The 20,528-nt window shown below is 74.1% G+C and carries 15 protein-coding genes; 9 read left to right on the plus strand and 6 right to left on the minus strand.

Annotated elements, in window-relative coordinates; genetic code table 11:
• Nucleotides 1–41 precede the first annotated feature (41 nt).
• The 7 genes from E4A51_RS13815 to E4A51_RS13845 all read left to right on the plus strand — a co-directional run bounded on the left by E4A51_RS13815 (nt 42) and on the right by E4A51_RS13845 (nt 11,696).
• Nucleotides 42–1,265: a Gfo/Idh/MocA family protein gene (locus E4A51_RS13815; RefSeq protein WP_134852121.1), complete on the plus strand. Its 1,224-nt coding sequence runs from the start codon at nt 42–44 to the stop codon at nt 1,263–1,265.
• Complete coding sequence (locus E4A51_RS13820; protein WP_070320619.1) at nt 1,262–1,954, plus strand: ThuA domain-containing protein; 693 nt, start codon at nt 1,262–1,264, stop codon at nt 1,952–1,954. The genes E4A51_RS13815 and E4A51_RS13820 overlap by 4 nt, the downstream gene beginning before the upstream one ends.
• Nucleotides 1,951–3,084, plus strand: coding sequence for a Gfo/Idh/MocA family protein (locus E4A51_RS13825; RefSeq protein WP_134852122.1), 1,134 nt, complete (start codon nt 1,951–1,953; stop codon nt 3,082–3,084). Before E4A51_RS13820 ends, E4A51_RS13825 begins: the two co-directional genes overlap by 4 nt.
• A gap of 315 nt (nt 3,085–3,399) precedes the next feature.
• Nucleotides 3,400–5,076 carry an extracellular solute-binding protein gene (locus E4A51_RS13830; protein WP_070320621.1) on the plus strand — a complete coding sequence of 559 codons (1,677 nt, stop codon included), beginning with the start codon at nt 3,400–3,402 and terminating at the stop codon, nt 5,074–5,076.
• A gap of 83 nt (nt 5,077–5,159) precedes the next feature.
• Nucleotides 5,160–6,188 carry a sugar ABC transporter permease gene (locus tag E4A51_RS13835; protein WP_082131587.1) on the plus strand — a complete coding sequence of 343 codons (1,029 nt, stop codon included), beginning with the start codon at nt 5,160–5,162 and terminating at the stop codon, nt 6,186–6,188.
• Nucleotides 6,182–7,117, plus strand: coding sequence for a carbohydrate ABC transporter permease (locus E4A51_RS13840; protein ID WP_370297504.1), 936 nt, complete (start codon nt 6,182–6,184; stop codon nt 7,115–7,117). The genes E4A51_RS13835 and E4A51_RS13840 overlap by 7 nt, the downstream gene beginning before the upstream one ends.
• Nucleotides 7,118–7,343: 226 nt before the next feature.
• Nucleotides 7,344–11,696 (plus strand): Ig-like domain-containing protein, encoded by a 4,353-nt coding sequence (locus tag E4A51_RS13845; RefSeq protein ID WP_134852123.1) that lies wholly within the window; start codon nt 7,344–7,346, stop codon nt 11,694–11,696.
• Between the two features lie 117 nt (nt 11,697–11,813).
• Here E4A51_RS13845 and E4A51_RS13850 read toward each other — a convergent pair whose 3' ends face one another.
• Entirely contained in the window at nt 11,814–12,809 is a 996-nt protein-coding gene (locus E4A51_RS13850; RefSeq protein ID WP_070320624.1) for a pirin family protein, read from the minus strand.
• 83 nt (nt 12,810–12,892) lie between these two features.
• Between E4A51_RS13850 and E4A51_RS13855 the strand changes: the two genes are divergently transcribed.
• A complete protein-coding gene (locus E4A51_RS13855; RefSeq protein WP_134852124.1) occupies nt 12,893–13,114 on the plus strand; it encodes an SCO4848 family membrane protein in 222 nt (73 codons plus the stop codon).
• Here the strand turns inward: E4A51_RS13855 and nrdG are convergent.
• Together nrdG and nrdD are read right to left on the minus strand one after the other, a co-directional pair.
• A complete protein-coding gene (nrdG, locus tag E4A51_RS13860) occupies nt 13,098–13,748 on the minus strand; it encodes an anaerobic ribonucleoside-triphosphate reductase activating protein (protein ID WP_134852125.1) in 651 nt (216 codons plus the stop codon). The two genes, E4A51_RS13855 and nrdG, sit on opposite strands and share 17 nt — an antisense overlap.
• Nucleotides 13,749–13,756: 8 nt before the next feature.
• Nucleotides 13,757–16,042 (minus strand): anaerobic ribonucleoside-triphosphate reductase, encoded by a 2,286-nt coding sequence (gene nrdD, locus E4A51_RS13865; RefSeq protein ID WP_240696495.1) that lies wholly within the window; start codon nt 16,040–16,042, stop codon nt 13,757–13,759.
• Nucleotides 16,043–16,439: 397 nt separating this feature from the next.
• Here nrdD and E4A51_RS13870 point away from each other — a divergent pair, with 397 nt between their 5' ends.
• Nucleotides 16,440–17,045, plus strand: a complete 606-nt coding sequence (locus E4A51_RS13870) for a dihydrofolate reductase family protein (protein ID WP_134852126.1) — start codon at nt 16,440–16,442, stop codon at nt 17,043–17,045.
• Between the two features lie 174 nt (nt 17,046–17,219).
• Here the strand turns inward: E4A51_RS13870 and E4A51_RS13875 are convergent, their stop codons facing one another.
• The 3 genes from E4A51_RS13875 to E4A51_RS13885 are packed head-to-tail and all read right to left on the minus strand — an operon-like array spanning nt 17,220 to nt 20,439.
• Entirely contained in the window at nt 17,220–17,984 is a 765-nt protein-coding gene (locus E4A51_RS13875) for a glycosyltransferase family 2 protein (protein ID WP_240696496.1), read from the minus strand.
• On the minus strand, nt 17,981–19,414 hold the full coding sequence (locus tag E4A51_RS13880; RefSeq protein ID WP_134852127.1) for a PIG-L family deacetylase: 1,434 nt from the start codon (nt 19,412–19,414) through the stop codon (nt 17,981–17,983). Before E4A51_RS13880 ends, E4A51_RS13875 begins: the two co-directional genes overlap by 4 nt.
• On the minus strand, nt 19,408–20,439 hold the full coding sequence (locus tag E4A51_RS13885) for an acyl-CoA dehydrogenase (protein WP_134852128.1): 1,032 nt from the start codon (nt 20,437–20,439) through the stop codon (nt 19,408–19,410). Before E4A51_RS13885 ends, E4A51_RS13880 begins: the two co-directional genes overlap by 7 nt.
• Between the last annotated feature and the right edge of the window lie 89 nt (nt 20,440–20,528).

The raw sequence follows: 20,528 nt of genomic DNA on the forward strand, positions 1-20,528 counted from the left end.
GCGGAGAACGGATTGATCGATAAACCAACGCGGGAGTCCCATTGTCGCGACCCTCCACGTCCGAGCTGCGCGTCGCCCTTGTCGGCACCGGCTTCATGGGCCGGGCCCACTCGCACGCGTGGCGCACCGCCGGCGCCTTCTTCGACCTGCCCCGCCGCCCGCGCCTGCAGGTCGTGGCCGGCCGCGACGCCGGCCGCACGCGCGACCTGGCCGATCGCTTCGGCTGGCACGAGGCGCAGACCGACTGGCGCGCCGTCGTCGAGCGCGACGACGTCGACGTCGTCGACATCTGCACGCCGGGCGACACGCACGAGCCGATCGCCCTCGCCGCGCTCGCCGCCGGCAAGCACGTGCTGTGCGAGAAGCCGCTCGCCAACTCGGTGCCCGAGGCCGAGCGCATGGCCGCCGCCGCGCGCGACGCCCGCACGCGCGGCGTGCTGGCCATGTGCGGGTTCAGCTACCGCCGCACACCGGCCCTCGCGCTCGCGCGGCAGCTCGTCGCCGAGGGCTTCACGGGCGAGATCCGGCACGTGCGGGCCCAGTACCTGCAGGACTGGCTCTCCGACCCCGACGCGCCCCTGACGTGGCGGCTCGACGCGACGCGCGCGGGCAGCGGCACGCTCGGCGACATCGCCGCGCACTCGGTCGACACCGCGCAGTGGCTCACCGGCAGCCGCATCACCGACGTCTCGGCCGTGCTCCGCACGTTCGTCACCGACCGTCCGGTGGGCGGCGAGCACGTCGGCCTCGGCGGGCGCGGCGACGGCGGCGAGCGCGGCCCCGTCACCGTCGACGACGCCGCGGCGTTCACCGCCTCGTTCGACGGCGGCGCGCTCGGCGTCTTCGAGGCCACGCGCCTGGCGACGGGCCGTCGCAACGCCAACCGCATCGAGATCGACGGCGAGCTCGGCTCGATCGCGTTCGACTACGAGCGCAGCAACGAGCTCGAGGTCTACGACGCGCGTGACGACGCCCGCACGCAGGGCTTCCGCCGCGTGCAGGTCACCGAACCCGTCCACCCCTACATGGCGGCATGGTGGCCCGCCGGGCACGGCATCGGCTACGAGCACGGCTTCACGCACCAGGTCGTCGACCTGGTGCAGGCGATCGCCGACGGCACCGACCCGTCCCCGACGTTCGACGACGCGCTCGACGTGCAGCGCGTCCTCGACGCCGTCGCCGTCAGCGCGGCCGACCGCTCGGCCCGCACGCCCGTCGCGCGCCCCGACGTCGCGCGTCCCACGAACGAGGAGGTGGGTGCGTGAGGCGCGCCCTGGTCGTCCGCGGCGGATGGGACGGGCACCAGCCCGTCGCCGCCACCGAGCTGTTCCTGCCGTTCCTGCGCGCGCAGGGCTTCGAGGTCGCCGTCCACGAGACCAACGAGGTCTACGCGGACGCCGAGGTCATGTCCGCCACCGACCTGGTGGTGCAGAGCGTGACGATGTCGAGCATCGGCCACGACGAGCTCTGGGGCCTGCGCGGCGCCGTCGAGGCGGGCACGGGCCTGGTCGGCTGGCACGGCGGCATCGCCGACTCCTACCGGAACAGCTCGGACTACCTGCAGCTGGTCGGCGGGCAGTTCGCGACCCACCCCGGCAAGGAGCCGTCGCTGCGCGTCGGCGACGAGACCGACAACTACCTGCCCTACACGGTCGAGATCACCGACCTGGGCCGCGAGCACCCGATCACCGCGGGGCTCGACGACTTCGAGCTCGAGTCCGAGCAGTACTGGGTGCTGCACGACGACCTCGTCGACGTCCTCGCCACCACGACCCACCCGACGCAGCCGTACCACCCGTGGCACCGGCCGCTCACGTCGCCCGCGGTGTGGACGCGGCACTGGGGGAAGGGTCGGGTCGTCGTCGCGACGCCCGGCCACACGCCCGAGGTGCTGCAGCACCCGTCGGTGCGCGCGATCGTGGAGCGCGGCATGCTCTGGGCGGCGCGCGCGTGAGCCGCGTCGGCGTCGGCGTCGTGGGCGTCGGGGTCATCTCGCGGACGTACCTCGAGACGCTCACGGCGCACGGCGGCGTCGACGTGGTCGCCGTCGCGGACCTCGACCGGGACCGCGCCCGGCACGTCGCGGACCAGCACCCCGGCACGCGCGCGGTCGACGTCGCGACCCTGCTGGCGGACCCCGCGGTCGACGTGGTCCTCAACCTCACGGTGCCGCTCGCGCACGAGGAGGTCGCGCTCGCCGCGATCGGTGCGGGCAAGCACGTGTTCGGGGAGAAGCCGCTCACGGCCACGCCCCAGGGCGCGCGGCGCGTGCTCGCGGCCGCCGACGCCGCCGGCGTCCGCGTCGGGTGCGCACCGGACACGGTGCTCGGCACGGGCGTGCAGACGGCGCGCGCCGTCGTCGAGGCGGGCACGATCGGGCGGCCGTCGAGCGCGCTCGCCACGTGGGTGTCGCCCGGGCACGAGGGCTGGCACCCGCAGCCCGACTTCTACTACCGCGCGGGCGGCGGGCCGCTGCTCGACATGGGGCCGTACTACCTGACGGCCCTCGTGCACCTGCTCGGGCCCGTGACGCACGTGCAGGGCGCCGCGGGGCGGGCGCGCGACGAGCGCGTCATCGGGTCCGGCCCGCGGGCCGGCGAGCGGGTGCCCGTCGAGGTCGCGACGCACGTGACGGGCCTGCTGGAGCACGCGGACGGGGCGATCTCGACCGTGACCGTGAGCTTCGACGGCGGGCGCTCGCGCGCGCGGCCCGTCGAGGTGCACGGCGAGCGCGGGTCGGTGTCGGTGCCCGACCCCAACGCGTTCGACGGCGAGGTGGAGGTGTGGACCCCGGACGCGGGCTGGCACGTGGTCCCGCCGGGCGCGGGGTACGCGGGGTCGGCGCGCGGGATCGGCCTGCTCGACATGGTCGACGCCGTCGGGCCCGGCGGCGGGGCGCACCGGGCGAGCGGCGAGCTCGCGGCGCACGTGCTCGAGGTGATGACGTCGCTGCTGGCGTCCGCCGAGGGTGCGGGCCGTGTGCCGGTCGCGTCGCGGCCCGTCGTGCCGCCGCTCGTGCCCCTCACGGCGCGCGACGCGTGGTGCGCGCCGCAGCCGCGGGGGGTGGTCGCCGCCGAGCGCTGACGTCCGGTCGGCGCCCGCGCGGCGGTCGACGCACCGCTGTCGAAACTATCGACAGCGACGTCGTCGCGACCCCGACCTGGGCGTCCGTCCACTGTCGCTTAATCGTTACTTCACAGGGGCTTCGCGGGTCTTGACGGGGTGAATGTCGGGACCTAGCCTCCTGAAACTATCGGTCCCCGGTCGCGTCAACCTGTTTTTCGTGCATCGACCGGGGTCCCGCACGAGGACCTGCACCACCGCCCGACGGCGGACGGTGGCGGCCGGTCCGCGGCCCGGTCGGCGTAGCCCGGGCCTGGACTCGATGAGGAGACCTACATGCTCAACGGCGGGACGTACACGGGACGCACGGCGCGACGCCGGCGCGCCGGGGCCATCGGGGCGGCCGCGCTCGCGGCGACCCTCGGGCTCGCGGCCTGCGGCAGCGGCGACAGCGGCGGCGGCGGGGGCACGGCGAGCGGCGAGGACCTCGAGTGCTCGGTCGACGCGGTCGCGGACCAGCCCTGGAAGGCCTCCGAGCCGCGCGAGTTCTCGGTCCTGTGGACCGACTGGCCCGACTACCCGGTCACCGACTCGTGGCAGTTCTTCGACGAGATCGAGAAGCGCACCAACGTCAAGCTCAACCTGACGAACATCCCGTTCAGCGACGCGACCGAGAAGCGCAGCCTCCTCATCAGCGCGGGCGACGCGCCGCAGATCATCCCGCTCACCTACACGGGCGACGAGCGGCAGTTCGCCGCGTCCGGCGCCGTGGTCCCCATGAGCGACTACGTCGACTACATGCCCAACTTCCAGAAGTACGTGGAGGAGTGGGACCTGGGCGACATGATCGACAACCTCCGCCAGGCCGACGGGAAGTACTACATGGTGCCGGGCCTGCAGGAGGTCTCGGTCCCCGTCTTCACGCTGATCATCCGCCAGGACGTCTTCGACGAGGTCGGCGCGCCCGCCCCCGAGACGTGGGAGGACCTGCAGACCGGCCTCGAGATGATCAAGGCCAAGTACCCCGACAGCAAGCCGCTCGCGGACGGCTTCGAGGGCCAGTCGATGATCAACTACGCCGCCCACTCGTTCGGCACGGTCGGCGGCTGGGGCTTCGGCACCGGCGCCTGGTACGACGAGGACGCCGACGAGTTCGTCTACGCGCCCACCACCGAGGGCTACAAGCAGATGGTCGAGTACTTCAACGGCCTCACCGAGGCCGGGCTGCTCGACACCGAGTCGTTCACCGACTCGAACGACGGCGGCGGCACCGTCACCGAGAAGATCGCCGCCGAGACGGTCTTCGCCGCGTCCGGCGCGTCCGGCACGGTCCAGGAGTTCGCGACCGCGCTCGACGCCGCGGGCGTCACGGACTACGAGCTCAAGCAGATCGCGCCCCCGGGCGGCCCCGCCGGCATGGTCGTCGAGCCCCGCAACTTCTGGAACGGCTTCATGCTGACCCAGGACGCGGTCAACGACCCGAACTTCTGCGACCTGCTGCAGTTCACCGACTGGCTGTACTACAACCCCGAGGCCCGCGACATGATCCAGTGGGGCGTCGAGGGCGAGACGTACACCAAGGACGGCGACACCTACACGCTGAACCCCGAGTACACGCACAAGCAGCTCAACCTCAACCCGAGCGGCACGATCGACATCAAGAAGGACCTCGGCTTCGCCAACGACGTGTTCGCCGGGTCCACCGAGTCGCGGGCGCTCAAGGAGTCGTACAACGTCCCCGCGTTCGTCGAGTACATCGACTCGGTGCTCTCGACCCGCACGCCGCGCGACCCGTTCCCGCGCGCACCCCTGGACGAGGCCGAGCTCGAGCAGTCGTCGCTCCTGGCGACACCGCTCAAGGACTCGGTCGACACCGCGACGCTCGAGTTCATCCTCGGGCAGCGTGACCTGTCGCAGTGGGACTCCTTCCTGAGCCAGCTCGAGGGCCAGGGTCTCCAGCAGTACATGGACCTGATCAACGGTGCGCGCGAGCGCGCCGCCGAGAAGGGCTGACCCCGCCCTCCCCGCCCGGTGGGCCGGCCCCGACGTCACGGGGCCGGCCCACCGGGCACCACCTGCTCACGAAGGAGTGAGACATGAGCGCAGCTCAAGTGACGGGCGACGCACTCGTGACCGAGGACCCGCGGGACCGGCGCGTGCCCGCGCCCGGCGGCGCAGGGGGCCGCCCGGCCGGCCGTCCCCGCCGGGGCAGGGCCGCGGGCAAGGTGCCGTGGCGCGCGGCGCTGCGGCGCGACTGGCCGCTGTACGCGATGGCGCTGGTCCCCGTCCTGTTCCTGCTGGTGTTCCGCTACGCGCCGATGTTCGGCAACGTCATCGCGTTCCGCCGGTTCCGTCCCGGCGGCAGCATCATCGGTGACGAGTGGGTCGGCCTGCGGTACATCGAGATGTTCCTGTCCGACCCCAACTTCTGGAACGTCTTCGCCAACACGGCGATCCTCGGCGGCCTCACGCTGCTGTTCTGCTTCCCGCTGCCGATCGTGCTCGCGCTGTCCCTCAACGAGGTCCGCAAGCGCGCGTTCAAGCGCACGGTGCAGTCGATCTCCTACCTGCCGCACTTCCTGTCGGTCGTGATCGTCGTCGGCATGACCATGCAGCTGCTGTCGCTGCAGGGCACCGTCAACCAGGTCATCGAAGGGTTCGGCGGCGAGGCGATCCCGTTCCTGCAGCGGGCCGAGTGGTTCCGCACCATCTACGTCGGGTCCGAGATCTGGCAGACCGTCGGCTGGGGCACGATCCTCTACCTCGCGGCGCTCACCACGGTCGACGCGTCGCTCTACGAGGCGGCGCGCATCGACGGCGCCAACCGCTGGCGCCAGACCTGGCACGTGACGCTGCCGGGCATCCGCCCGACCATGGTCACGCTGCTCATCCTCAACATCGGCACGTTCCTCAACGTCGGGTTCGAGAAGGTCCTGCTGCTGTACAACCCGCTGACCTACTCGACCGCCGACGTCGTCTCGACCTACCTGTACCGGGTCGGCCTGGTGTCGAACAACTTCAGCTACGCGACCGCGATCGGCCTGTTCCAGGCCCTCATCGGGCTCGTGATGGTGCTGACCGCGAACTTCGTGTCGCGCCGAGTGGTGGGAGCAAGCCTGTGGTGACGCAGTCCGCCCTGACGTCCTCGACGAGCCCCGCCGGGGGCACGTCCGTCGGCCCGCGCGACTCGCGCGGGTACCGGGTCTTCACGTGGGTCAACGGCGCGTTCCTCGTGCTGCTGTGCGCCTTCATGCTGTACCCGTTCATCACGGTCATCGCGCAGTCGTTCTCCAGCCCCGGCGCCGTCAAGGCGGGCCTGGTCAACGTGTGGCCCGTCGGCTTCAACCTCGACACGTACGAGGCCGTGTGGCAGAACAAGATGTTCTGGCGCTCGTACCGCAACACCGTGGTCTACACGGTCGTCGGCACGACCATCGCGATGGTGCTGACCACGCTGCTGGCCTTCGTGCTGTCGAAGCGGCACCTGCGCGGGCGCACGGGCCTCATCTGGGTCGCGATGTTCACGATGTTCTTCAACGGCGGCCTGATCCCCAACTACGTGCTCATCCAGACCCTCGGGCTGAAGAACACGATGTGGGCGGTCGTGCTGCCGGGCGCGATCTCGATCTTCAACCTGCTGGTCATGAAGTCGTTCTTCGAGAACCTGCCGGCGGAGATGGAGGAGGCCGCGCAGATCGACGGCCTCGGGTGGTTCGGCATCTTCGGCCGCATCGTCATCCCGCTGTCCAAGGCGGTGATCGCGACCATGATCCTGTTCTACTCGGTGGCCATCTGGAACGACTGGTTCGCGGCGTTCCTCTACATCGACAAGCAGGAGCTGTTCCCGGTCACGCTGTTCCTGCGCAACCTCATCGCCGGTGCGTCGTCCGCGGCGTCCGAGGGGGCCGCCGTCGCGGGCACGACGTCCGCGGCGATCGCCGCCAACATCCAGTCGGTCACGATGATCCTCACGATCATCCCGATCCTCTGCGTGTACCCGTTCGTGCAGCGGTACTTCGTGTCCGGCGTCATGCTCGGCTCCGTCAAGGGCTGACACCCGCAGGGGTGGTGGCACCCACGGTGCCGCCGTCCGGGGGTGCCCGCAGCGCCGCGGCCTGGGTCCTGGTACCCAGGCCGCGGCGCTGACCTGTTTCTTCACCCGGTCCGGTGCGTCGCATTCGCCCCGCGCCGTCACCAACGGCCCCTTGCGGCTCTCCCTACGTTGCGTGCTGGACGGGCGTCTAGAACGCACGTCCGTCCACCACAGCGGGGAGAGGGTCGTGGCACAGACGCAGGAGGCGCGCGGGGCGCGCAGGGGGACGGGTGCGCACGCGTCGCGCCGAGGGCGGCGCGGGTCCGCGGCCCTCGCGGCGGCGGTCGTGGCGGCGCTGCTGGCACCGCTCGCGCTCGTGGGCCTCGCGGCACCCGCCGCGGCGGCGGAGTACCGGCCGTTCGGCTCGGTGTTCTCGACCAACACGAACGGCGAGATCCTGCTCTCGGCCAACACGCTGATGACGTGCACGACGGGCGCCAACAACTGCGCCGCGGTGCGTGACGGGTCGTCGTCGACGAACCTCAGCAACAACGACCACACCATGCGCTACGTGGACGTCGACGGCGACGCCTCGACGTTCAACTCGTCGTCCGCCGAGCTCGCGATCCCCGCGGGCGGCAGTGTGCTGTGGGCCCGGCTCTACTGGGGCGGCCGCACGGCCGCGGCCAACACGGCCGGTGCCGACGCGACGCTGCGCGACCGCGCGGTGCTGCGCGTGCCCGGCGCCACGTCCTACGCCACCGTCACCGCCGCGCACGTCGACGTCGCGCCCGACCGCGCGTACCAGTCCTTCGTCGACGTGACCGACCTCGTCACGGCGGCGGGCAGCGGCTCGTACATGGTCGGGAACGTGCAGTCCTCGGCCAACGGCACCAACAACTACGCCGGCTGGACCCTCGTCGTCGCGGTCGCCGACCCCGCCGCCCCGGCCCGCAACCTCACGGTCTTCGACGGCTTCGGCTCGGTCGCCAACGGCGACCCGCTGCCCGATTTCACGGTCGACGGCTTCATCACGCCGCCCACGGGTGACATCCGCACGTCCGTCGGCGTCGTCACGTACGAGGGCGACCGCGGGCTCGTCGGCGACCAGCTGCTGCTCAACGGGCTGCCGCTCACGGACGCCGAGAACCCCGCGAACAACGCCTTCAACTCGACCATCACGCGTGCGGGGGTCGACCGCGCGTTCCTGGCCGGTGCGGCCGCCGACGGCAGCCGGCGCAACCCCGCCTACCGCAACCAGCTCGGCTTCGACGCCGACGTCTTCACGGTCGGCAGCGACTACATCCCGAACGGTGCCACGAGCGCGCGGTTCCGGCTCACGACGGGCGGCGAGCAGTTCTTCCCCGGCGTCGTGACGTTCTCGACCGAGCTCTACGACCCGACCCTGCTCGGCCACAAGTCGGTCACCGACCTCAACGGCGGCGACGTGCGTCGCGGCGACGTCCTCGAGTACTCGGTGCCCGTGAGCAACATCGGCCTCGACGTGGCGTCCGACAGCCGGTTCTTCGACGCGATCCCCACGGGCACCACGTACGTGCCCGGGTCGCTGCAGGTCGACGGCCAGCCCCTCACGGACGCCGAGGGCGACGACGACGGCTACTACGCGCAGGACCCGAGCGGCCACGTCGTGGTCCACCTGGGTACGGGCGCCGACGCCTCGCGCGGCGGCGACATCCCCATCACCGTCGGCTCCGACCCCGCGCACGTCGTCACCTTCCGCGTGCGGGTCGACGACGCCGCCCCCGCGGGTGTCGAGCTCGTCAACGCCGCCGCCATGACCTACCGGGGGCACACGACGCGCGCCGCGGCGTCGTCCGCCACGAATGTCGTGCAGCGTCCCGTCGCCGAGCCCGCGACCGCGGGCCAGACGCCGCCGGTCGCGCAGCCCTACGTGCGGACGTTCACGCCGCGCAGCGCGACGCCGGGCCTGCGCGTCGACGTGCTCGCCGACGCGCGCGACGCCGAGGGCGGCCCGCTGCGGACGGTCGCCGTGACGGACGCCGCGGGCGGCTCGGTGACGATCGGCACCGACGGCGCGCTGACGTACACGCCGCGCGCCGACTTCGCCGGGCGCGACGTGTTCACGTACACGATCGAGGACCCGACGGGCCTGCGGTCGACGGCGGCCGTGCAGGTCGTCGTCGTCAACGAGGCGCCGGTCGTCGGCGACGACACCGCGACCTCCACGGGCGGCCCGGTGACGATCGCCGCGCTCGCGAACGACTCGGACCCCAACGGCGACGCGATCGCCTACCGCTCGGTGCCCACGACCACGCCGCACGGCACCGTGACCGTCGACGACCAGCAGCGGCTGGTGTACACGCCGACCCCCGGGTTCCGCGGCACGGACGCGTTCGACTACACGGTCGAGGACTCGCGCGGCGCCGCGACGACCGGACGCGTGACCGTCACGGTCGGCAACGGGGCACCGGTCGCGCAGGGCGAGACGCTGCGGGTCAACCCCGGCAGCAGCACGCCGATCGCGCTGCTCGCCAACGACTCCGACCCCAACGGCGACCCCGTGCGCGTCGAGGTCGTCACGCCGTTCACGCAGGGCACGGCCACGGTCGACCCCGCCACGGGCGTCGCCACGTACGTCGCGCCCGCGAACCCCACGGGCCCCGCGACCATGACGTACCGCGTGGTCGACGACCAGACGCCCGCCGGGCGCTCGGACGTCGTGACCGTCACCGTCACGTTCAACGGCGCACCGCTCGCGGGCGACCTCACGGCGGACGTCCCCGAGGGCGACGCGGACGTGGTCGTCGACGTGGCGGGCGCCGCGAGCGACCCCGACGGCGACGCGCTGACGTTCGCCGTCGGCACCGCACCCGCGCACGGGTCCGCCGTCGTGACGGGGGCGGGCGGCGTCCGCTACACGCCCGCGGCCGGCTGGGCGGGCACGGACACGTTCACGTACACCGCGACCGACCCGATGGGCCTGACGGCGACCGGCACGGTCAGCGTCACGACGCCCAACGTCGCGCCGACCATCACGACGTCGGGCGCGTCGGTCGCGACCGACGGCCTGCTCGCGGGCGTCGACGTGCTGCAGCACGCGTCCGACGTCAACGTCGGGCCCACCGACCAGGTGCTGCGCGTCACGGGCGCCACGGCCGACCACGGCGCGCAGGTCACCGTGAACCCCGACGGCACGCTCGACGTGCGGCCGGCCACGGGCTACCGCGGGACCGTCACGGTCACGTTCACGGTGTCCGACGGCGCGGGCGGCAGCGTCGACGGCACGCTCGTCGTCACGGTCGCCAACGCCGCACCGCGCGTGCTGCCCGACACCGCCGCGACGGACACGGACACCGCGGTGCTCGTCGACGTGCTCGGCAACGACGACGACGCGAACGGCGACGTCCTCACGGTCGTGCCCGCGTCGCTCACCGTGCCCGTCGACGCGGCGGGCACGCCCCGCGGCGGCGTCGAGGTCGTCGACGGTCAGGTCCGGTACACGCCGCCGGCCGGCTGGGCGGGCGTCGTGACGTTCTCCTACGACGCGACCGACGGCCTCGCGGCCGGCACCGCGTCGGTCACGGTGACGGTCCGCAACGCCGCGCCGGTCACGCAGGCCGCACACGTGACGACCCCGGCGGGCGTGCCCGCGACGGTCGACCTCGTGGCGCGCACGACGGACGCGAACCTCGGTGCGACCGACCAGCAGCTGGTCGTCACCGGGGCCGCCGCCGACGCGGACGCGCAGGTCGTGCTCACCGACGACGCACGCGGCGTCGTCGTCACGGGCGCACCCGGGTTCAAGGGCGACGTCACCGTGACGTACACGGTGTCCGACGGCGCGGGCGGCACCGCGGACGGCGTCCTCGTCGTCACGGTCGCGAACGCCGCCCCGGTCGTGCCCCCGCGCGGGCCCGACGCGACGCCGTACGGCACGCCCGTCGTCGTCGACGTGCTCGACGGCGTCACCGACGCCAACGACGACGCGCTCACCGTCACCGAGGTGGGCACGGCGGTCGACGCCGACGGCACGCCGCGCGGCACGGTCACGCTGGTCGACGGCGTCGTGACGTACACGCCGCCGACCGGCTGGTCGGGCGACGTGACGTTCGAGTTCGCCGTGTCCGACGGCACCGACACGACCCGCGGGACCGTCACGGTCACGGTCGGCAACGGCGCACCCGTCGTCCCGGCGACCACGGTCACGGTCGGCAACGCCGGCCCGTCCGCGATCGACGTGCTCGCGGGCGCGAGCGACCCCGAGGGCGGCGAGCTGACGGTCGTCGACGTCGAGCAGCCCGCCACGGGCACGGTGACGGTCGTCGACGGCAGGCTCGTCTACACGCCCGAGCCCGGGTTCGTCGGCACCGTGACGATCACGTTCACGGTCGCGGACCCGCAGGGCGCGCGCACGGTGTCGACCGTGACGGTCGAGGTCGTCGCGGCCGCCGCGGGCGGGACGACGCCCGTCGCGGTCGAGGCGGTGCCGGCCCCGGCCGGTGACGCGCTCGCGGTCACGGGCGCGCAGGTCGCCGGTGTCGGCGCGGCGGCGGTCCTGGTGCTGCTGGTCGGCGCGGGGCTGGTCGTCGCGCGCCGTCGCTGGACGCACGCGGGCTGACGCACCTCACGGGCCCACCCGGGCCGTGCCGCCGCGACGCCGTCGCAGCGCGCACGGACCGGGTGGGCCCTGCGCGTCCCTGCGGCGGTGCGGCGCGCTGCGGGCCGGGTGCGCGGCTCAGCGCGCGCGGTCGCGGGGGCGCAGCCGCACGTTCGGCAGCTCGGGTGCGGGCAGCGCGGGGCCGTCGTAGCCGTGCACCTCGCCGTACCGGCCCAGGCCGGCGGCGTCCCCGGCGATCGCGGCCTGCCACTGCGCGCGCGCCTCGACGACCTCGTCGTGCGTGCGGCCCACGAAGTTCCACCACATGAGGACGGGCTCCTCGAACGGTGTGCCGCCCAGCAGCACCGCGCGCACGGGCCGGTCGCCGGCCTCCAGCACCAGCACGTCGCGCCCGGGCGGCGCGTACGCGAGCCACGCCGGGTCGACGTCGTGGCCCTCGAACCGCAGCGCACCGGAGTCGACCAGCACGCCGTGCTCGAAGGACGGGTCGACGGGGAGCCGCACGCGCGTCCCGGCGGGCACGTCGACCTGCGCGGCGACGAGCGGCGAGTACGCGCGCGCCGGGGACTCGACGTCGCCCAGACGCCCCAGGAACACCTGCAGCACCGCACCGTCGACGGTCAGCCGCGGCACGTCGGCGACGTGCTCGAACGCGCGGTCGCCGTGCCGCGCCGACTCCGGCAGCGCCGTCCACAGCTGCACGCCGTGCAGCACCGGGCGGTCGGGGAACGTCGCGGGCGTCGACTCCTCGGAGTGGCAGATGCCGCGCCCCGCGGTCATGAGGTTGAGCTGCCCGGGCGTGATGGTCTGCTCCGAGCCCAGCGCGTCGCGGTGCAGCACCGCGCCCTCGAACAGCCACGTCACGGTCTGCAGCCCGGTGTGCGGGTGCGGCGGCACGTCCATGCCGCCGGTCGCCGCGACGTCGTCGGGGCCGTAGTGGTCCGCGAAGCAGAACGGCCCGATCAGCGAGCGCGCACGCGACGGCAGCGTGCGGCGCACCGTCATCGCGCGCGGGCCGCCCAGCGGCACGTCGCGCGGCTCGACGAGCTCGACGTCGGCGGCCGGGCCCGCGACGCACACCTGCTCGGTCGGTCGGGCCTCGAGGTTCGTCACGCGGTCAGGCTACGGGGGCTCCCGGCGTCGGTCGACGACGGTCGGCACCGAACCGGCGCCGGCGGGTGTGCCAGCATCGGCACGTGGAGCTCCCCGTCGCCTGGTCCGTCCTGCTCGTCGTCGCCGGGCTGTGGAACCTCGTCGTGTGGCCGGCGTTCCTGCGTCGCGTCGCCAAGGACCCGCGGGCGCGCGACGCCGCCGGGCGCGCGACCCGGTTCCTCACCGTGCACGTCGTGCTCGTCGTCATGTCGCTCGCGCTGGGCCTCGCGGTCGCGACGGCCGGCGTGCTCACGCTCGTGGGCTGACCGCCGCTGCGGCCCCCGGCGGTGCGCCGACGCCCGCCCCGTCGGGCTGCGTCGGGCCCGCCGCGCTCGGGGGCACCCGCAGCCCCGCCGCGTGCCACGTCGCGCCGCCTGCCGCGAGCGACGCCCGCACGTCCAGCACGCGCTGGTTGCGGCTGCCGCGGAACGCGAGCGTCAGGTCCCGCTGCGCGAGCTCGAACCGGCCGTCGACCAGCACGTCGACCTCCGCGAGCAGCGCGCGCTGGTCGTCGTGCCCGGCCGCGAGCTCCTCGAACGTGTACCCCGTCCACGCCCACACGTCGCGCGTGGCCCCGAGCTCGGCGCGCAGCCGCCGCACGAGCTGCAGGCACACCTCCGTGTTGAGGAACGGCTCGCCGCCCAGCAGCGACAGCCCCTGCACGGCCGGGTGCGCGAGGTCCGCGAGCACGCGGTCCTCGAGCGCGGCGTCGTACGGGCGGCCGTAGCGGAAGCTCCACGCCGCCTCGTTGAAGCAGCCCTCGCACGCGAACAGGCAGCCCGACACGTACAGGCTGCACCGCACGCCCTCGCCGTCCACCATGACGAACGGCTTGTAGTCGGCGACGTACCCGTGGCTGACCTTGTCCGACACCCAGCCCGGGCCCGGGTCGCGCGCCACGGCGCGCCTCAGCCCCGGGACGTCGGCGGCGCGTCGGCCGCGTCGAGGGACGTCGCGCCCGGCAGGTGCTTGACGCGCGACGAGATCTCGACGTGCCGCCCGTGCACCATCGGCCGCTGCTGCGGGTTGCCCAGGTAGCCGCACGTCCGCTTCACGACGTCGCACGTGCGCGGGTCGGTGTTGCCGCAGCCCGGGCACGCGAACCCGCGGGCCGTCGGCGTGAAGTCGCCGCAGAACCCGCACTCGTGGCAGCGGTCGATCGGCGTGTTCGTGCCCAGGTACCCCACGCGGTCGTACGCGTAGTCCCACACGGCCTCGAGCGCTGCCGGGTTCTGCTGCAGCACCGGGTACTCGCAGTAGTGGATGAACCCGCCCGACGCGTGCTGCGGGTAGTCCATCTCGAAGTCCAGCTTCTCGAACGGCGTCGGCGCCTTGCGCACGTCGTAGTGGAAGCTGTTCGTGTAGTAGTCCTTGTCGGTGATGTCCGGCACCGCGCCGAACTTCTCCTTGTCGAGGCGGCAGAACCGGTCCGTCAGGCTCTCGCTCGGCGTCGAGTACACGCTGAAGTGGTAGCCGGTCGCGGCCTTCCACTCCCGGGCCCGCTCGGCCAGCGTCCGCAGCACGTCGAGCGTCAGCCGCTTGGCCTCCGGGTCCTGCTCCCACGCACCGCCGTAGAAGGCGGCGGCGACCTCGTACAGGCCGATGTACCCGAGCGACACCGTCGCGCGGCCGTCGCGGAACAGCACGTCCACGTCGTCGCCCGGGTTCAGGCGCTGCCCGAACGCGCCGTGCACGTACAGGATCGGCGCGTTGCCCGGCGTCGCCTCCTTGCAACGCTCCACGCGGTACATCAGGGCGTCGCGCGCGATGTCGAGACGCTCGTCGAGCAGCGACCAGAACCGCGCCAGGTCGCCGCGCGCCTCCAGGGCGATGCGCGGCAGGTTGAGCGTCACGACGCCCAGGTTCATGCGGCCCTCGACGACGTCGTTCCCCTCCGCGTCCTGCCAGCCCTGCAGGAACGAGCGGCAGCCCATCGGCACCTTGAACGAGCCCGTGAGCTCGACGATCTTGTCGTAGCTCAGCACGTCCGGGTACATGCGCTTGGTCGAGCACTCGACCGCGAGCTGCTTGAGGTCGTAGTTCGGGTCGGACGGCTCGAGGTTCACGCCGCGACGCAGCGTGAAGATCAGCTTCGGGAAGATCGCGGTGCGACCCTCGCGGCCCAGGCCCCGGATGCGGATCTGGAAGATCGCGCGCTGGATCTCGCGCTCGAGCCAGCTCGTGCCCAGGCCGAACCCGACCGACGTGAACGGCGTCTGCCCGTTGGACGTGAAGAGCGTGTTGATCTCGTACTCGAGGCTCTGCATCGCGTCGTAGATGTCCTTGGTGGTGCGCTCCCGCGCGTACTCCTCGTGCAGCGACGCGTCGGGGATCCACCGCGCCGCGTCCGCGAGGTGCTTGTCGAGGTTGCGCTGCGCGTACGGCGCGAGCAGCTCGTCGATCCGGTTGACCGAGCAGCCGCCGTACTGCGACGACGACACGTTCGCGATGATCTGCGAGATCTGCGCGGTCGCGGTCTGGATGGACCGCGGCGGCTCGACCTGCGCGTTGCCGATGCGGAACCCGTCCGCGAGCATCGTGCGGAAGTCGATGAGGCAGCAGTTCGTCATCGGCGCGTACGGGTGGTAGTCGAGGTCGTGGTAGTGGATGTCGCCCTTCTGGTGGGCGTTCGCGACGTGGGCGGGGAGCATCCGCAGGCCGATGGCCTTGCCGACCGTGCCGGCCGTGAGGTCGCGCTGCGTGTTGAAGACCTCGGAGTCCTTGTTGGCGTTCTCGTTGACGACCGTCTGGTCCTTGTCGATGAGCCGCACGATCGAGTGGTTGAGGTCGGTGGACCGGCTGCGCGCCAGGTCGCGCTCGACGCGGTAGTCGATGTACGCGCGGGCCACGTCGTACTCGTGCGACTCGAGCAGCACGTGCTCGACGACCGACTGGATCTCGTAGATCTTCACCGTCGAGGTGAAGCGCGCCGCGAGCTCGGCGTCGACCCGCTCGACGAGCGCGGCGACCGCGTGCCGGTGCACGACGTTCGGCTCGCCGTGCACGGCCGCGTACGCCTTGGTGAGGGCCGCGCGGATGCGCGCGTCGTCGAACCGCAGCAGGCGGCCGTCGCGCTTCTCGACCTGCAGGACGCGGGTCCCGGTGGTCCCGTCGGTCGCGGCGGCCTCGCCCGTCCGCACGGCCTCGTCGGCCTCGTCGTCGCGCGTCTGCGGCTCCAGCTCCACGATGCTCACGGACTGCCCCTCCCACGGCTGCGCCGGCGCCGCCGTCGGGGCGGCACCGGCTGATCTCTGCTCGGTGTCTGCGGTGCGTGCCCGGGCCCGCACGGCTCGCGCCGGGGTCCGCGCCGCGGCGTCCCACGGGACGGCGACGTCCGTGGGGTTTTCCACGGCCAGACACAACATGTTGTGTGAACTACACGGCCGTCACACTATTTGTGGGGGGTGCGGGTCAGTGGGCCGAAGGTCCCGGGACCGCCCGACGCACCTGATCGCGAGGCCGGCGCGACCTGTGCGTCACGGCGTGTCGTGCACACCGGTGCGACCCGCGCGATGATTCCCGGGGCCGGGCCAGGTCGGCACGGGCAGGCGCCCCGCCCGCGGGGCGCACCGACCCCCGAGGGAGCACCGCGTGGCCACCATCGTCTCGACCCTGTTCATCGCGCTCGACGGCGTCGCCGAGGTCGACCCGGCCTGGCACTTCCCGTACTTCGACGAGCGCATGGGCGCGGGCGTCGGCAGCGACTACGAGGACGTCGACGTGCTCGTGCTCGGCCGCGTCACGTACGACTCGTTCGCCGGCGCGTGGCCCGAGCGCGAGACCGCGGGCGGCGAGGACGCCGGGTTCGCCGCGCAGCTGGGGGACGTCCGCAAGCTCGTCGCGACCCGCGGTGACGCCGACCTCGGCTGGCGGAACGCCGAGCGCACCGCCGACGTGGTCGCCGCGGTGCGTGCGCTGCGCGACGACGCGGACCTCGGCACGGTCCTCGTCGCCGGGTCGCTCTCGGTGGTCCGGCAGCTGCTCGACGCCGGCCTGCTCGACGAGCTGCGGCTCTACGTGCACCCCGTCGCGGCGGGCAGCGGCGAGCGGCTCTGGGGCGACGGACCGGTGCGCCCGCTGCGCCTCGTCTCCTCGGAGGCCTACCCCACGGGCGTGCTGCGGCTCGTCTACGCGCCCTCCGAGCTGCCCGGCACCGCCGGGTACGACGACGCCAAGGAGCACCTGCCCGCGTCCTGACGCCGCCGGTGGCTCGAGATCCTACGACCCGCCCGCACCCCCGACGGCCTCACCCCTCTCGCGAGTGCGGTAGATGTCGCGCGAGCGCGGTGCTCGTGTGTCCCGCGCTCGGCGCACGAGTGCCGCGCTCGGCGCATGAGTACCGCGCTCGTCGCACGAGTACCGCGCGCCCGGTCAGTTGCGCAGCAGGGTCGCGCGGAGGTGGCCCGCGTAGCCGCCGGGCGTGCGGCCCACCGCGCGGCCCGACGTCAGCACGTCCACCGCGTCGGACGCGACAACCCGCGCGCCGGTGGCCCGCAGGCGCGCCACGAGGTCGACGTCCTCGTGCTCGGGCGCCGGGGCGAACCCGCCCGCCGCGAGGTACGACGACGCGCGCACGCCCAGGTTCGCGCCGTGCACGTGCCCGTTGGGGCGCCCGGGCTCGTGGGTCGCGCGCCAGGTGTCCCACTGGGACGCCGTGAGGTCGGCAGGGTCCGGGTGGACGGTCCCGACGACCACGTCGGCGCCCGCGTCCGCGAGCCGCACGTGCTCGAGCAGCCAGTCCGTCTCGACGGCGGAGTCGGCGTCGGTGCACGTCAGCCACGTGCGCTCGGCCGCCACGGGCCGCACCGCGAGCGCCGAACGCACACCGGCGGCGCGCGCCGCACCCACGTCGCCGGCCGCGGTCTCCAGCACCCGCACGCTGCCGAACCGCGCGACGACGTCGGCGCTCGCGTCCCGGCACGCGTCGAGCACGACGACCACGTCGACCGTGCACCCGCCGCGCTCCAGCAGCGCGCGCCGCGCCGCGCGCACCGAGGCCAGGCAGCGCGCGAGCAGCAGCTCCTCGTCGCGGACCGGCACGACGACGGCCACGTGCGCGACCGGTGCCGGCACGGTCGTGCGGCGCGCCACCACGCTCTCGCCCGCGGCGGCCGCGACGCCGAGCTCGGCCCTCACCGCAGGCCCGTCCGCTCGGCGACCGACCGCGGGTCGCGGCTCCACACGTCCAGCAGCAGGTCGGCCTCGTGGTGCTCGACGAGCCGCGTGAGCCCCGCGGCGCCGGCCGCGCGCGCGAGCGCCCGGTGCACGGCGTCGCCCGGCAGCGGGTAGTCCTCGACGGGGTGCCGCCAGTGGCACGCGAGCAGGGTGCCGCCGCGCGCGAGCCGCGTCAGCAGGTCCGGCAGCGCGGCCGCCAGGTCAGACGCCGACAGGTAGTAGCCGACCTCGGACAGCACGACGAGGTCGAACGGGCCGCCCGGCAGCGCGTCGTTCCCGGCGCCGCCGAGCGCGCCGCGGACGAGCCGCACGTGCGGCTCGTCGTCCCCGAGGCGCGCACGGGCCCGGTCGAGCGCGGCGTCGGCCACGTCGGTGGCGGTCAGGGCGTCGGCGCGCCGCGCGAGCTCGACCGTGAGGACGCCGATCGAGCAGCCCACCTCCAGCACGCGCGCGTACCGCTCGTCGGGCAGTGCGGCGAGCGTCAGCGCGCGCTTGCGGGTCTCGTACCAGCGGTCGGTGAAGCCCCACGGGTCGTCGTGCCGCGCGTACGTCGCGTCGAAGTACGACGCGGGCAGGGTCGTCGCGCCCGCGCCCGCGCCCGGGTCGGCCGCGGGCGCGTCGTCGGGTGCGGCCGACCGGGCGGGCGCGTGCACGACGAACGGCTCGACGTCCCGCGTCAGGCCGCGCACGAACCGCGGGTGCAGCACGGGCGCGTCGGCCGGGTGGTCGGACAGCGGCTCGACCTGCGTCTCGTGCGCCGCGACCGCGCGCTGCTTGAGCACCACCGCATGGTCGGACAGCGGCAGCCCCCGCAGCGCGTCCCACGGAACGGCCGGGTCGTCGGGCGTCGCCCAGTGCCACAGCCACAGCGGCGCCTCGGCGAGCGTGCAGCCCAGGTCCGCGGCGAGCTCGGCGCACACCTCGGCGACCACGCGGTGGTCGCGGTGGCCGTCGCCGCGCCACGTCGTGACGAGGGTGGCGACGCGCGGCCCGGCGGACAGCACGCGCCGCAGGTCGGCCGCGACCTGGTCGCGCGCCTCGCGCAGCCCCCCGTCCGGGTGGCCCAGCAGCGTGACCGACGACGCGGGCGACAGGACCTCGACCGCGCGGCGCACCTCGTCGACGCGGCGCCGCACGAGGTCGGCGGGCCCGAGCGTCGGCGACCCCGGGTGCGAGCCCGCGCCGTCCGAGACCACGACGACCTCGGCGGGCCGGCCGACGGCCGCGAGCTCGGCGAGCAGCCCGCCCGCCGTGAGCGTCTCGTCGTCGGGGTGCGCCGCCACGACGACCGTGCGCCCCGTGCGCGGCAGCGGCCACGTCGGCAGGGCCGCGAGGCGCTCGTCCCACACGTGCGGCGGCGTGCCCGGGGCGCGGCCGTCGAACGTCACCACGGCGCGCGCTCGCGGGCGGCCACGGTGGTCCCGAGCGACGCGTCGTCACGCTCGGCGTGCTGCTGACGCACGTACACCTGCAGGTCGGCGACGCGCTTGGCGTGCTCGGCGTCGAGCGCGAGCGGTGCGGGCCCGAGCGCGTGCCCGACGCGCGTCAGCACGTCCTCGCACGTGCGGGCCACCGTCGCGCGCACGCGCTTGGCCAGGAGCGTGCCCGGGAGCCCGAGGTCCAGCGTGCCGTCGACGACGCGCGCGGCCTCGGCGAGCGCGCGGCGCGCGTCGGCCAGCGCGACGTCGACCGCGCCGAGGTGCATCGCGACGAGCCGGTCGTCGGTCGTCGTCGCGTGCCGCCACAGCGTGCGACCCAGCGCGACCGCACCGCCGTACCAGCAGGCCGCGACCCCGATGCCTCCCCACCAGAACCCCGGCCGCTCGAGGTACCAGCCCGGTGCGCCCACGGCCGTGGCGGGCACGTCGTCGAACGCGACGGGCGTCGACGGGATCTCGCTGAGCCCGCGCGCCGCCCACGGCTGGTCGACGAGCGTCACGCCGGCGTCGGCGAGGTCGACCGCGAAGAGACGACGGGTGCCGTCGGGCAGGTGCGCCGTGACCAGCGCGGCGTCCAGGCGGTCGGCCAGCGAGCACCACGGCTTGGTGCCGGTGAGCCGCCACGCGTGCTCGCCGTCGTCCTCCGCGGGGCCGTCGGGGTGCCGCGTGGCCTCCAGCCGCACGCCCGGGCCCTCGGCGGCGAACACGCCCCACGTGCGCTCGTCGCCCGCGGGCGACCACGCCTGCTCGAGGATCGCGAGCGCGTCGAGGTGCGGCTCGACCGCGCGCGCCACGGCGAGGTCGTGCGCCGCGAGGGTCGCGAGCGTCGACCACAGCGCGGCCGTCGCGCCCGCGCCGGGCCGCAGGTGGTCCGGCCAGGTGCGGACGGCCGCGAGCGCGGCGTCGACGTCGGCGGGCAGCGGGTCCGGCAGCCACGGGTCGGCGGTGCCGACACGGACCGGGGCGGTGCTGGTCACGGGCCTCCTTCAGCGGGACGACCGTCCGATCATCGCCGCGCGCGCCGCCCGCGGCGACCGGGGACGTAGGACGTGTCCGCGGCCCGGCG

The sequence above is a fragment of the Cellulomonas sp. HD19AZ1 genome (assembly GCF_004535805.1).
GTDB classification, from domain to species: domain Bacteria; phylum Actinomycetota; class Actinomycetes; order Actinomycetales; family Cellulomonadaceae; genus Cellulomonas; species Cellulomonas iranensis.